Genomic DNA, 15,024 nt, shown 5'->3' with positions numbered 1-15,024 from the left:
AAAAACTTAAAATGCCCAGCTACCTTTACGAAAAATTGGTTCTACAGTTCCATCTGGTAGAATACCGTCAATGTCCATCTCACTGCTGCCAATCATAAAGTCCTCATGTGTTACTGAAATATTTGCCCCTAACGTTTCAAGCTGATCGTTTTCTAAATCTCTTCCACCCTCTAAGCAAGTTGGATAAGCTTTACCAATCGCTAAATGGTTCGATGCATTTTCATCAAACAATGTATTAAAATATAAAATTCCCGATGCTGAAATTGGTGATTCATGTGGTACAAGTGCTACTTCACCTAAATAGCAAGAGCCTTCATCCACATTAATAAGCTCTTGTAATAAATCATGTCCTACCTGTGCTTCAGCTTTAACAATTTTTCCTTCTTCAAATGTCAGTTTAAAGCCATCGATAATATTCCCTTGATAAACTAATGGTTTTGTATTGCTTACATAGCCATTTACACCTTGTTTCATCGGTAACGTATAAACCTCTTCTGTCGGCATATTAGCCATAAAGATAGTATCATCAGGAGTTTTACCACCTCCAGTAACCCATTTATGCTGTGGTGCTAATGCAATTGTTAAATCAGTACCTGGCGCTGTATAGTGAAGCTTCATATATTTTTTATCGTTCAGTAGGATCGCACGAGATTCTAAATTTGTTACATGTTCACGCCATTTTTCAATAGCACTGCCGTCACCAATACGAACAGCTTTAAAAATAGCCTCCCATAATGCTGGTACTTGATCCTCAGTTGCTAAACCTGGGAACACCTTCGATGCCCACTTTGGTGAAGGAACTGCTACCATCGACCAAGCTATTGAATCCTTCATTACGGCGTTGCGATTGTTTCTCAGAGCAGCTCCTGCTACCTTTTGATAGGTAGCTAGACGATCAGATGAAATACCTGTAAATTTATCAGGATCTGTAGCATCTATCATTAATAGTGCTCCTTTACATTCGATCAGCTCATCATTCATTTTGACTATCCACTCTGGGAAGCGATTAAATTCTTCATCTGAGGCATAATCAAAGTAAGCACGTTCCATTTCTTCATCCGAAAAATTAACATGAACACGCCCTGCCCCAGCCTTATAAGCCTCTTTCACAACTATACGGGCGAAATCCAATGCATCCACTGATGTATTGACTAATAAGTATTGCCCTGGTTGAATATTGACACCGATTTTCACCGTAAGTTCTGCATATGCTTGTAATTTTTCTTCAAAAGTCATATTATTTACCTCGCTTTTATTAAATTGGTTTTGAATTCCCCTCACTAACTTACTTTCATACCATACTTTCTGAACAGGTTTTCTCAGAATTTCCATTTTCTATTTTTTACATTTTTTTATCAGGACATGATAACAACTAATGGATTTTTTCTACTACTCATATATTTAATTTCTAAACTTTGATTCAATTAATATTGATTTGTTTTTCAAAAAATCTAATCGAAGGGTATCAAACACTACATAAAGTTATAGAGTTCTTTATTGTGAAAACTCACTCAGTTCTTCCCAATCTTTTCAATGCTGCTGTACCTAAAGACTTACCATCAATGGGGCGTTTAACATTCTCAATCACTCCTTTATCTTTACAAAAGCATTTTTGATAGATAAACATATCATTTGACATAAGATTAAATCATTTTAAATGAATTATCAAGCTATAAAATTTAATTTTAAAAAAATTCGGTAAAAAACCATATAAAAATAGATTCTATCAAAGGGAGCGATAACGAGAAGATTTTTATACACACATGGATAAAACACATGACAAACTTATATATAATTGCAAGTTCAACTCTCACAAAAAACAGGATAAAAAAATAAACAGCAGAACTAGTCCACTGTTTACTTCGCCACGCCTTCATGTAATTTTTCTGTATAATCCTTTACATCTTTCCAGCTATCTTTCGCTGTATGTAAATCTTCTTTTATAAACGTAAACTCTTCCGGACTAATTCCTTTTACGTTTTGTAGTAAATTATTATATTTTGCACCTACTGTATACCATTGATTTGATATGTTTTGTAGTGCTGTAATTGCTGCATCAATTGTTTCTGTCATGTTTGTTGTTTTATTTTTTACATCAGTCAAAATTAAGACTTCTGCTTGCGCTCCTGAAATTCTATCTTTTAAATTAGCGATTTCTCTTTCTGCATTTGCGATATCTTTTTTCGCAACCGCGATCATTGGCCCGCCAGCAAGACATGTTATTAGCGCTACGCAAAGTACGCCACCAGCAATGACCATATCATTACTCTTTTTAATTGAATCGTTATATGTATTTATTTGTTGCTCTAAAGCTGGAATACCAGCATTCGTACTTGCCAATATCGCTGTTAACTGATTTGTATCCTCTTTGAAACTATTTGTATCTTTCGCCATTCTATCGCGAAAAGCTTTCAAATTCCCTAATAATCCATCTACCTCATTTTGATTCTTTACAATATCCGCATACAACTTTTCTAAATCCGCTTTTAATTTTCCGCTATCCTTTTGATCAATCGCTATTAACATGTCATTATAATACGATTGAAAAGTATTATTGTAATTAATAATATTTTGATCCGTTTTCATAATTTGAGGCTTCATATTATTTAACCAATATGCTGCATTAACTTTGGCATCTCTTTGATGCTGAATCATATTCCCTTTAAATTCACTATTAATCGAACTTATTTTACTTAAATCCGTCTCTTGTTGATTTTGAATTAATTTTGCATATGAATCCATTGCAAATATACTTGATGTTGTTTGTGCCATTACTTCTTGGAATCCAGCTGGTCCAAGAGAATAGTTTTTCACATTTTCTTGTAGCACCTTTACATTTTGTTCTGCTGCAAAAGGATGTAAAGGAAATGCGTTACTCGTTGCCACCCCAGCAATCATTACCGCTAAAAGACATTTTTTATAAAATCGTTTCTGCATATTTTTCACCTATTCTCTTTATAAGGATATCAAAAGCTCCTGCTCACAACTGAACAGGAGCTTCAAATCATTCATCAACACTTAACGCTCTAACGATTCGTATTCGATTATGCTTTTTTCGTATCTACTACTTTAATATCTTCAGCATAAATCTTTTCTGCATAGTCTTTAATGTTTTTCCAGCTATCTTTCGCAATGTTTAAATCTTCTTTAATGAAAACTAGGTCGTTTGGACTAATAGAATCTACATTTTGAAGTAAAGAATTGTATTTTGATCCCATTGTGTACCATTGGTTTGAAATATTTTGTAACGCTGTAATTGCAGTATCAATTGTATTTGTTAAATACTCTGTTTGTGTTTTAATGTTCGTTAATCCTGCTACTTCTAATTGCGCAGTTGTAACTTGTCCTGTTATCTTTTGAATTTCTGCTTGTGCATTATCAAGCTCTTTCTTCGCTAATACGATTCCAGCTGTACCACCGCCTACAGCTGCTGCACCACCTGCAATTAATGCTACTCCTAGCGGTGTTCCTGCGCCCGTAGCAATAACTACTGCACCACCGATAATTGCAATTGGTCCTAGAGCTGTCGCAACAGATGAACCGATAATAATTGCATTATATTTACTAATTGCTTCATTGTACGTTGTAATTTGATTTTGCAGAAGCGGAATCCCTGCATCTTGACTAGCTAATATAGATGTAATTTGATTTGCATCACCCTTGAAGTTTTGCGTATCCGAAGTCATTTTATTTCGGAATTTCTTCAAGTCTTCTACTAACTGATCCACTTGTGCTTTATTTTCATTAATACTACTTGATAATCTAGTTAAGCCTTTCGTAAGAGTCGCTTTATCCTTTGCATCAACTGCAGCAACTAAAGTATCATAATAGTTTTGGAATTTCGTATTGTAGTTAATGATGTTTTGATTCGTTGAAATAAGCTGTGGCTTTAATACATCTAACCATTGCTTCGCATTTCCTCTAGCTGTATCTTGATGCTGAATCACCTTTCCTTTTAAAGCTGCATCAACAGTCGATACATTTCCAAAGTTAACATTACCTTGTTTAATAATTGTTAAAGCATACAGATCCATTACTAAAGCATTTGAACCTGTTCTTTCCATTGCATCTTTCAAGCCTTCTGGTCCTAATGAATATTCTTCATAGTCATTATAAGCTTTTGCTACCGCATGAACTGGAGCTTGTTTCACTGTACTTTCAGCTGCATACGTATGAGCCGGCATAATATTTCCTGCTGCAAATACTGCCATCAGTGCTGATAGAGCCATTACTTTATAAGGTTTTTTTGTCATTTTTCTTCTCTCCCTATATCGCTAATTATTTTTCTGTTTAATGTACTTCAACGTTTGTAACGTAATCTTCAAATTGATTTGTTTGCTTATTCATTTCATCACTTACTTTTTTAATTTGATTGAAATGTTTTTGAAGTAAACTACTGTCTGTATACGTGCCTTCTTCAACATTCGTTTGAATTTGGATCATATTATTATTTAAAACTTTCCAATCCGTTAATAACGTTTCTAAAGTTGTAATTTGACGATCAATTAATTCTGTAAAGCTATTTACTTGATCTTCAACGAATGTAATTTGAGTCGCCTCTGCTTCAGTTTGTGATAACTTTTGAATAAGTGGTAATAACTCTTTTTGCTTTTGTTGAATGCGAAGAGCTGCTTCTCTCGTTTGACTATCTGCAGCATTTACAATTTCATTACTTAAAGTACCGATAGAAACAAAATCAATTGTTTTCGTTTGTGCAGTTTGATTTGTGATTGTAAATACTTGTTTACCGATATTAATAGAACCTTTAATGATTTCTTGAGGTCTATTCAAAATAGTAGTTAGTTCAGCTTGAATTTCTCCTTGAATTCTTTTAATATCTTCTCTTAATTTCACAATATCTCCACTTGATCCTTGTAGTGTTTTTATTGCTTCATCGGCTTTAATTGATAAGTTGTTACTATCTTTGTCTAATACTGTTTTAAATCGATTTAACTCTAATAAATCTTGCTCCATACTCTCTTGGATGCTCTGTACTTGCAATTGTAATTTTCCATATGCACTCATAAAATCTGCTTTTGCTTGCTGATCTTCATTTACGTTTCCTGCTAGTTCATAGAGCTTACTATAATAGCTATTAAATCTAGTGCTGTATCTCATCATCTCTTGATTTAAGTCAATTAGCTTCGGATTATATTCATCAATCCACTCTCGTACATTCGCCTTTGCAAACTTTTGATGATTCGTTAAGCTACTCATCGCATTTACCTTAATGTCTGGCTGTTGCAAAATAATTAATCCGTATGCTTGAATAAGCGGTGATTGTGATCCTAACATTCTAATTGAATTGGATAATGTATTTGGAGCAATTACATTTTGCGCATATACTGTTTTCACTTCCGTTTGCCCCTCCTTAGCGTAAGCGCTTACAGGAATGAAGCAACTCGTAGATACTGCTGTAACCAATAACCCTGTAATTAAAGTCTTTTTCACTTTAACTCCTCCTATGTATTAGCAACTATTACTATCGCATTTTATTATTCTATTTTCTTGCCCATAATTTGAGATGGTTAAAATAGAGAACGTTCTCACCTTGATCTATGTATGAACCATCTCTCCCAACTGTTATTGCTACAGTACTTACTTATTGTTGTAAAACTTTTCGTATGTGTTTAGTATGAATAATATTGTATAAATTTTCTATTTCATCGAAATTCCCACATTCACACAGTGAATATATTACATAAAAATATTATTCATTTTAAACTAAACAACATACGTAAATATGAAATTTCGTTTTGTTTTCATATAAGTTTTGTACTGTAAGGTCATTTAAACACAGCTGTTTATATAACGTAAAGAAGTATTTTCATTCCCTTTATTTTCAAGCTTTCATGTCCTTATTTCAAAATATAATCCGATTCACTTTATCGATTGAAATATCTACATATCACAACAGAAAACACTACTTGCAAACAACCGGTAAAATTATATTGATATAATTTTTAACCCCGTATGCAATTATGCATAGCATATACACAAAAAGGATAGCTTCATTTTCATGAAACTATCCTTAAAAAATCTTCTTATTTTTTCAAATGATATGGAACTGTCGTAATAACAACATTTCTTTTATAAAGTAAATACGCACGTATGAGTAAACTGGATTGATTATGAAGAATGTTATGCCAACCTTTTTTCGGAATGAACTGTGGTATAACGACCGTAACGCGGTAATTCGATTCACTTGCCTTATATTGCACTGTATCAATGAACTTCGTTAACGGCTGAATAATACTTCTATAATGAGAATGTAATGTAACAAGCCTTACTTCAGGTTGCCACACCTTCCATTTCTCTTCAAATTTCTTTTCCTCTTCTCTGTCAAAAGCAACATATACAGCGATAACTTGATCTGCAGAAAGAGATTTCGCATAGTTCAATGAATTTTCTACTACATGCGTCATACCTGCTACAGGAACGACAATTACATTCCCCTCAATTGGAATAAGAGGTTCACAAGTTTTTAAACTTAATTGATCACCCACTGCATCATAATGCTTCTTAATTCGATGAAACAAGAAGATAATAGCAGGTAAGAAAATAAGAATCGACCAAACTTGTGCAAATTTAGTTAAAAAGAACATGCTCATTACGATAAAACTAATAACTGCACCAATTAAATTAACCGTTAATTTTAAAACCCATCCTTCAGGTTTTTCGCGAAGCCACTTTAATACCATCCCTGTTTGAGAAAGTGTAAATGGAATAAATACCCCTACTGCATATAACGGAATTAAATGTTCTGTTTGTCCTTGGAAAGCTACAATTAAAATAATCGAAGCAACTCCAAGTATTATAATACCGTTTGAGTAACCTAGACGGTCTCCTCTAATCGTAAACATTCTCGGTATGAATTTATCTTTTGCGAGGTTAACCGCTAATAAAGGAAATGCAGAATAGCCTGTATTAGCTGCGAGAATTAATATTAAAGCTGTTGTACCTTGTATGAAATAGTACATGAAATTACGTCCAAATGTTTGTTCAGCAATTTGAGAAACAACTGTTACTTCTTTACTCGGCGTCACTCCGTAATAATAAGCTAAAAATACAATTCCTGAAAATAACACAGCAAGTAATGCACCCATTGCAAGCAATGTTTTTGCAGCATTGTTTGGCGCAGGATCTTTAAAGTTCGGAATTGCGTTTGAAATTGCTTCAACACCTGTTAAAGCAGAACTACCTGATGCAAATGCTCTTAACAGTAAAAACAAACTAATACCCGCAACCGGCGTTCCGATCGGCGTGTGTAAAGTTGGTGAAACGTGACCAGTCAAAATATTATATATGCCTACACCAATTAATATAAATAGGGCTAAAACAAATAAATAAACAGGATATGCTAAAACAGAAGCTGATTCCGTTACTCCTCTTAAATTTAAGATCGTAATAAATATAACAAATATAATCGCAATGATTACATTATGTGCATGTAAACTAGGAAAAGCAGATGTTAGCGCATCTGTACCTGCAGATACACTTACCGCAACAGTTAAAATATAGTCGACTAATAAAGATCCTCCAGCAATTAAGCCTGGATTCATCCCTAAATTTTCTTTTGATACAACATACGCTCCCCCGCCATGCGGATAAGCAAAAATAATTTGACGATAAGATAAAATAAGGGCTGTCAATAATACTAATACCCCAACAGCGATCGGAATGGAATACCAATAAGCGATCGCTCCCACACCTGCTAAAGCAATTAAAATTTGTTCTGGACCGTAAGCAACTGATGACAATGCGTCAGAAGATAAAATAGCTAAAGCTTTCGTTTTATTAAGCTTTTGTTCTCCAAGCTCTGTTGATTTTAACGGTCTTCCAATTAAAAATCTTTTAATAGATGAAACCAATGCTGTCCACTCTCCAATAATTTTGTACGAACTTTTCTGCTTGTTACAGCCAGTAAACGATTTCTTCAGAAAACAAAAAATGTCTACAAGCCATAGCGAAATAGACTTGTAGACATTATTTTTTTTGTCGCACAAGCTCCACCTTCCTTCTCAATATAACGCTTACGAGGTTAGCTGTCGGATTCGGGCCTATGAGTAGCCCTACCTTTTTCAAGGATTCACCCCATCGGATTATGTACTAATCCGTAAAAACGGGTCCCCCGTACCATGCGGTTTCAGCGATTTAGAAAATTGAAACTGTGGATTATAATACTCCTTTATTTTCAAAAAGTAAACAAAAATTTTTAATAAGAAAAAAATTAAAATGATTGCGCATAATCCGCTGAGAAATATACATAATGAATATTAAAAATCCGCAAAGGAGACCCATATGTCTAAAGAAAAGAAGCCTATTTTTTCCGATTCATATTTAGATGCAGTAGCAAATGAAATTAATCAGTTATATGGTAAACGTGAACAGGAAATAAATTTGACAGATAGAACGAAAAGAAATAAATAATTTGTCATACAAAAAAATAAAAAAGATAGCAATACACTTATATATTGCTATCTTTTTTATTTTTTCATACATCTAATTCTATTACGGATTTGTTAAAGGTCATCTCTTCGTACACCTTTAAATTTTGATATATAGATTCTAATAATGGTGCCGCTATAGAAAATTTCTCTGCTACATCCAGTAAATATCCTTGCAAGTGCTTCCCTTCAATAAACGAACCCTTTTCCATATCACGTTGCATTGATGACTTCATATCATACGAAATTTTATCAATCGTTTTCATATGTTCCTGGGCAATATTAGCCTTTACTGGAGCTCCTAATACTCTCATGATTTGTACAGATTCCTCAAACACATTACGGATAAAATCACGGCCGCCTTCACTTTCACGGATTGGTCCAATTGGTGCACGCATTAACGTTGTCACACCTGACATTACAGTAATAAATAAATATTTATGCCACATATCTTGCGTAATATTTTCACTTAAAACAAAACTAGATTTCGTACCTGAAAATGCTTTAGAAATATGCTTTACTCTCTCTGAATTTTGAGACTTAATTTCTCCAAACACAAGTCTGTTGGCAGCGCTGGTTTGTACAATTTCTCCTTGATCGTTTAACGTCGTCTCGATAAAGCATAAACCGCCAATTACTTTTTCTTCGCCGAATTCTTTTTGTAATAGCGATAAATGAGCGATACCATTTAACAATGGAATGATTACAGTATTTTCGCCAACAAACGGCTTCAAATCTTGAATTGCCTCGTTTAAGTGATACGCTTTTGTTGAAAATAAAATAACATCAAATGGAGAAGTTCGCTCTTCTTTCGTTATTAATTTCGGTCGGAAGGAAAAATCCCCGTTAACACTTCGGATTACAAGTCCTCTTTCCTCTAATTGTTTTTTCCGTTTACTACGAACAATAAACGTGACATCTTCTCCCTTCTCGACTAATCTGCCACCAAAAAATCCTCCGACTCCACCAGCGCCTAATACTAAAATCCGCATACAGCATCCCCCTTTTCAAAATACAATTTTATAACTTTTAGTATACATAACATTATACATGTTCCCTGCTAAATAAGCTGAATTTTCACTCTCAATTGAGTATAAAAGAGTGGTTATTTTCAAATAAATTTGGGCATGTTGTTTCTATAGCAGATATGGAAAGGACACAATGTAGATGGAGGCAATACAATCAATTGAGGAAAAAGGTGTAGCAACAGCTATATTTCAATTTATATTCCCGTTTTCGTTTAAAGCTGGATATGAACCAGAGATGTTCCCTTTCTTACAAAAAAACGATTTTCGTCCTTTTCGGCTCGATCATCTCGATGATGAAAATACATATTATGGGGAGTTTAAAGTTTCACATCAAAATATGGAAGCATACTATCTTTCATTTACAAATAAAATTCTCTTTCCTCACTCAGAGCATCAAAAGGGCTTGCAACGTTATTCAAAGGACCTTAACTTAACTGGACATTTAACAACAAACCTTATTTCAATTCCATTCAAGATACACTCTATTGATGTCACACTTTGTCCTTATGAACTTGGCTTCTTAACAATTCGAACAGAAGTAAACACTGCTCCAAACATGACTTTATCTGAAGCAATCGAATTCGCTGCTCGCTTCCGTGTACTTGAAACTAAAAATGATACAAATGAGACTATTTGTATTGAATGTAACGGAAAAAAGTATTCCCAAGTTGAAAAATTCATTTTTGGTTATTTATTTCATGGTGTAACTGATTTCTTTGAAAAGAAGAGATTAAGAAGTTCATACTTTCAAACCTTCCCTTTCTTCGAAGACCAAAGAATGTACGTCCAAACTTTATTGTCACTAAAAGAAGGTATGGAGCTTAATGAAGTGGATGTTTATCGTACTTCTAGTCTTTCCGGATTAACAAGTGATGGTAAGCCATATGTGAGCGCAAATAACCTTCCTTACATTCATGACTATTTAAAAAAACACGCTTACCAGAGATGGGCTCCAAATCGTTATTTCATAATGGAAGAACATATTTTTACATGTGTAACAAATGAAGGAGAACGCGAAATCGCTAAACTTGCTAGTCAAATGTACGGGGAATTTTATTACGCTTTATTATTAAACCTATTCCATAAAATTGTTTTATTAAAAATGGCGAACGCCTATGCTGAGCTAAATATTGAACAAGATACTAATGAAATAGAGAAATTAATTTATTCGATCAATTCGTTCACTGCTAATTATTTTTCTTTAGAATTAGTATCCCAATCACAGAGTGAAGATATTTTCTTCCGCTTAAGAAAACTTTTTAATATTGAGGTTCTATACTCGAACGCGAAACAAAATCTTGATAGTTTGTTTAAATATCAAGAAAATGTCGCCTCTAAAAAAGATAGCCTTTTATTATTAATTTTAACGCTCTACTCTGTAGTGGGCCAAATGTTAGGGTTTACTATGATTGACCTTTTAAGAAACACCGATTCAAACAAAATATCGTCACCTCTTGAATTTTTCGCTCTATTAATTGCGATTAGCGGCATTGTCATTTCACTTATTTTAGGAGCCCAAAGTTTATACCAATGGGGTCTACAACATAAACGAAGAAAAGCTTGGGTAAAACAAACGGTACTTTCTGCCGTTAAAGAGAAAGAAGATAAAAATTAAAAAAGATTATTTTCAAATTCTTAGCCCGCTGCAGTAAGTGAATTTTTATCAGCGATTTTCCCATTATATCGGCGCAACTCGAAATATATCAGCGATTTTTTTAATATATCGACTTATCGACAAAAACCGACAAATAACAGGACCGGATAATAAAAAAAGGGTGCTCCAAAATTAAACTTGGAGCACCCCTTTTATTATACGAATTCAGTTTACTTCCCTGCTTCGATTTGCTCTAATGCAGCAGCTACTTGCTCTTCCGTTAATTCATGCTGTATTACGTAGCGGTTACGTGGACTTACACGACATTCATGAGAACATGCACGTAAATATTTCGCTTCGTTTTCTTCAGAACATAAAATTTTCTTATTACATTCTGGATTTGAACAGTTTACATAGCGCTCACAAGGTTCACCTGTAAAGTGGTCTTTACCAACGATAACATGTTCTTTTTGGTTTACTGGTACAGCAATACGCTCATCGAACACGTAACATTGTCCATCCCAAAGCTCACCTTGTACCTCTGGGTCTTTTCCGTACGTTACAATTCCGCCGTGAAGCTGACTTACATCTTCATAGCCTTCACGAACTAACCAACCAGAAAACTTCTCACAACGAATTCCGCCTGTACAATAAGTTAAAATCTTTTTACCTTCAAGTACTTCTTTATTTTCACGAATCCAATCTGGTAATTCACGGAATGATTCGATATCAGGTTTAATCGCACCTTTGAAGTGACCTAAATCAAACTCATAATCATTTCGTGCATCAATGATAACTGTATCTTCTTGTTTCATTGCTTCATAAAAATCTTTTGGCTCTAAATACTTCCCAGTTATTTCGTGTGGGTTAATGTCATCTTCTAGACGAAGTGTAACTAACTCTGGACGAGGACGCACGTGCATTTTCTTGAATGCATGACCATCAGCTTCATCTATTTTAAATACGATACCGTCAAAACGTGGATCATTGTTCATTGCTTCCATGTATTTCTCTGTTTGTTCTACAGTTCCAGAACAAGTTCCGTTAATACCTTCTTTCGCTACAAGAATTCTTCCTTTTAATTCAAGTGAATTACAAAATTCTAAATGCTCTGCCGCGAATTCTTCTGGGTTTTCAATTGTTGTGTACATGTAATATAGTAATACTCTGTATGGTTTTGTAGTTGCCAATGTATTTCTACCACCTATCTAATTTTTAAAATCATGTATAAGTTAACGTTCATATCAAAACATATATAATAAGAAAATGAATCCCATTTTCTTTTCTTTATACTATTTTCTATCAGTTAACAAAAATAAAAAACAAGATTACACATCAAAACACTATGGTTATGTTGTAATCCCAATATATTATATATCATACAAATGCAATTCCATCAATTAATATGCTGGATTATCGGCTTTATGTTCACATAAATTTCAAAATTGACCCTTTAATTTATTATGTTTCCCCACGTCATCACACCATAAACTCCCAATTTATTTTACGTTATCACACCATCCATTGCATAAAGGCATATAATTTGCATTAAGGAAACTTTCGTGTTCAAATGAAATTATCATATAACATATCTAAATGTATTGAAATAATGAGTAAGAATAAATACAATAATTTCATCAAGTTAACATTTTAAAGGGGAAAACTACTATGAATAAAGATATAACAAAAGATGAACATCTCCCTTCTGAAAGTACAACCGTACAATCAGCTCACTTAGCTTTAAGTGGAGAAACAAAAGGCTGGAAAAGACTGTTACCATTTTTAGGACCCGCTTTTATAGCGTCCGTTGCTTATATTGACCCTGGCAACTTTGCTACAAATATCGCAGCTGGTTCACAATATGGATATTTACTATTATGGGTTATACTCGCTTCTAACTTAATGGCTGTATTAATCCAAACTTTATCAGCTAAATTAGGAATTGCTACAGGAAACAATTTACCCGAAATAGCTCGTGAAAACTTTCCAAAGCCTGTGTCTATCGGTTTATGGATACAAGGTGAACTAGTTATTATGGCTACAGATTTAGCGGAATTTATTGGAGCTGCATTAGGACTTTACTTACTATTTGGAATCCCGATGCTACCTGCCGCTTTAATTACAGCAGCCGGATCATTTATTATTCTTGAGTTTCAACGTAGAGGATTTCGTCCACTAGAAGCTATTATTACAGGAATGATTTTCATTGTAGTAATTGCTTTTGGGATTCAAGTTTTTTATGCAAAACCAGAATTAAGTCCCCTTCTTTCAGGACTATTTATTCCAAAATTCCAAGGTGTAGACAGTATATTACTTGCAGCAGGGATTTTAGGTGCGACAGTTATGCCGCATGCAATATACTTGCATTCTGCATTAACACAACGCCGCGTGGTCGGAACAAATGATGAACAAAAGAAAAAGATTTTTCGTTTCGAATTTATCGATATTATTATTGCAATGGTTATTGCTGGAGCAATTAATGCAAGTATGTTAATTGTTGCTGCTGCACTATTCTTTAAAAACGGCTTGCACGTTGAAGATTTAGATGTTGCTTACACTCAATTTACCAACTTAGTAGGTCCTATATCAGCTGCTTTGTTTGGAATTGGGCTCTTATCAGCAGGACTATCTAGCTCTTCTGTCGGTACAATGTCGGGTGATATTATTATGCAAGGTTTCATTCGCATGCATATTCCGTTATACTTACGCCGATTTATTACAATGATTCCACCATTAGTTATTATCGCTTTAGGTGTAAATCCAACTTACGCTCTAGTCATGAGCCAAGTCGTCTTATCATTCGGTATTGCATTTGCACTAGTGCCACTTATTATGTTTACAAGTAACAAAAAGATTATGGGTGCACTCGTTAACCACCGTATAACAACATTTATCGCTTGGATAATTGCAGCACTCGTTATCGTTTTAAATATCTTCTTACTGTATCAAACATTTGTAGGGTAATGAAAAAAGGGTATTCCAATTTTAATTTGGAGTACCCTTTTTGGATGAAATGATTTTCTTCTAGTTACCACTTGTGTATATCCCTCTTTCCGGCATCATGACACCATTTTCAGTTCGAAAGTAAAGTGGCAATCCTTCCGCAAAAAACATACTTACCTTGGACGGATCTTGCCTTTGATGATGAATATGTAAATGCGGCTCACTTGAACTTCCTGAGTTACCGACTTGAGCAAGAAATTCTCCTTCATTTACATGTTGTCCTTCTCTCACATTAATTGATCCTTTCTTTAAATGGGCAAGAATTAAAAATGTGCCCGTTTCATCTAGTCGTAAATAAATATGATTCCCAGCCATTGACTGAAAATTATCCGATCCCGGAACTAAATCTTGTTCATTATTATTAATTGATACAACCGTCCCAGAAGCTGGTGCCATTACTTTCGCTCCATATATTCCGTAATCCTCTAACTTACTACTTTTCACTTCAGCAGGTGGAATGAGAATATCATATGCCCACCTTTCATTTGGTTTTATAACGTGATAGTTCATTTCTAACCGATCACCACCCCAACCTATTAATGCTCGCTCATTCAAAGGAAAACGAACTACTGCTTTAGGACTCATCGATTGTATATCTGCTGGATAAGCAATTCTACCTATATTAGCAAACCAACCGACAGGCCAAGCTCCAATGATAGAAAACAGAATGATTAAAAATAGCGTTCTATCTATCCGCTTTCTAAAAATGCCTTTCCAAAAAAATATTATTACTGATCCTACCAAGAGGAAAACTGAAATAAAACTAAAAGCCTGTATACTCCACCAAACAAAAACTGATGTAACACCATTAGCTACATAAACTAAGATCCAACTTATAATTAAAAAAGAAACTATAATTACTAATAAAAATGCCTTCCACATGTCGCGTCCCTACTCTCATATCCTTTTTCTCAATGATACAAAGTAAAAATTACGACATATAAAAGAAATA

Annotated in this window: 11 protein-coding genes and 1 riboswitch; of the genes, 3 read left to right on the top strand and 8 right to left on the bottom strand. The window is 34.2% G+C overall.

The features are described 5' to 3' along the window. Positions 1–6: 6 nt before the first annotated feature. The 5 genes from MR136_RS18915 to MR136_RS18895 form a co-directional block, all read right to left on the bottom strand. Positions 7–1,236, bottom strand: a complete 1,230-nt coding sequence (locus tag MR136_RS18915) for an aminopeptidase (RefSeq protein WP_017673936.1) — start codon at positions 1,234–1,236, stop codon at positions 7–9. Positions 1,237–1,857: 621 nt separating this feature from the next. Beyond that, positions 1,858–2,937: a non-hemolytic enterotoxin NHE subunit C gene (gene nheC, locus MR136_RS18910; RefSeq protein WP_078421602.1), complete on the bottom strand. Its 1,080-nt coding sequence runs from the start codon at positions 2,935–2,937 to the stop codon at positions 1,858–1,860. A 107-nt stretch (positions 2,938–3,044) separates the two neighbouring features. Next, on the bottom strand, positions 3,045–4,253 hold the full coding sequence (gene nheB, locus MR136_RS18905) for a non-hemolytic enterotoxin NHE subunit B (protein ID WP_000162976.1): 1,209 nt from the start codon (positions 4,251–4,253) through the stop codon (positions 3,045–3,047). Between the two features lie 37 nt (positions 4,254–4,290). After that, a complete protein-coding gene (gene nheA / locus MR136_RS18900) occupies positions 4,291–5,451 on the bottom strand; it encodes a non-hemolytic enterotoxin NHE subunit A (protein WP_000751828.1) in 1,161 nt (386 codons plus the stop codon). A gap of 593 nt (positions 5,452–6,044) precedes the next feature. After that, positions 6,045–7,871 (bottom strand): APC family permease, encoded by a 1,827-nt coding sequence (locus tag MR136_RS18895; protein ID WP_000254901.1) that lies wholly within the window; start codon positions 7,869–7,871, stop codon positions 6,045–6,047. A gap of 144 nt (positions 7,872–8,015) precedes the next feature. Next, positions 8,016–8,162: riboswitch (cyclic di-AMP (ydaO/yuaA leader) on the bottom strand. A 139-nt stretch (positions 8,163–8,301) separates the two neighbouring features. Between MR136_RS18895 and MR136_RS28455 the strand changes: the two genes are divergently transcribed. Beyond that, positions 8,302–8,430: a hypothetical protein gene (locus MR136_RS28455; protein ID WP_000031873.1), complete on the top strand. Its 129-nt coding sequence runs from the start codon at positions 8,302–8,304 to the stop codon at positions 8,428–8,430. A 64-nt stretch (positions 8,431–8,494) separates the two neighbouring features. Here the strand turns inward: MR136_RS28455 and panE are convergent, their stop codons facing one another. Then, entirely contained in the window at positions 8,495–9,439 is a 945-nt protein-coding gene (gene panE, locus MR136_RS18890) for a 2-dehydropantoate 2-reductase (protein WP_017673939.1), read from the bottom strand. Between the two features lie 175 nt (positions 9,440–9,614). Here panE and MR136_RS18885 point away from each other — a divergent pair, with 175 nt between their 5' ends. Then, positions 9,615–11,090, top strand: coding sequence for a hypothetical protein (locus tag MR136_RS18885; protein ID WP_078421292.1), 1,476 nt, complete (start codon positions 9,615–9,617; stop codon positions 11,088–11,090). A gap of 209 nt (positions 11,091–11,299) precedes the next feature. Here the strand turns inward: MR136_RS18885 and trhO are convergent, their stop codons facing one another. Then, entirely contained in the window at positions 11,300–12,259 is a 960-nt protein-coding gene (gene trhO / locus MR136_RS18880) for an oxygen-dependent tRNA uridine(34) hydroxylase TrhO (RefSeq protein WP_000246231.1), read from the bottom strand. A gap of 478 nt (positions 12,260–12,737) precedes the next feature. On the opposite strand from trhO, the gene MR136_RS18875 reads away from it, so the two are divergent. Further along, positions 12,738–14,033 carry an Nramp family divalent metal transporter gene (locus MR136_RS18875; RefSeq protein WP_048656561.1) on the top strand — a complete coding sequence of 432 codons (1,296 nt, stop codon included), beginning with the start codon at positions 12,738–12,740 and terminating at the stop codon, positions 14,031–14,033. Positions 14,034–14,093: 60 nt separating this feature from the next. On the opposite strand, the gene MR136_RS18870 is transcribed toward MR136_RS18875, so the two are convergent. Continuing rightward, on the bottom strand, positions 14,094–14,954 hold the full coding sequence (locus MR136_RS18870) for a M23 family metallopeptidase (RefSeq protein ID WP_000265296.1): 861 nt from the start codon (positions 14,952–14,954) through the stop codon (positions 14,094–14,096). Positions 14,955–15,024: the final 70 nt, after the last annotated feature.

This window comes from Bacillus cereus group sp. BfR-BA-01311 (genome assembly GCF_022664295.1).
Lineage (GTDB): Bacteria > Bacillota > Bacilli > Bacillales > Bacillaceae_G > Bacillus_A > Bacillus_A cereus.
The sequence above is the reverse complement of the archived record's forward strand: the minus strand, read 5'-3'. Positions and strand labels throughout refer to the sequence as shown.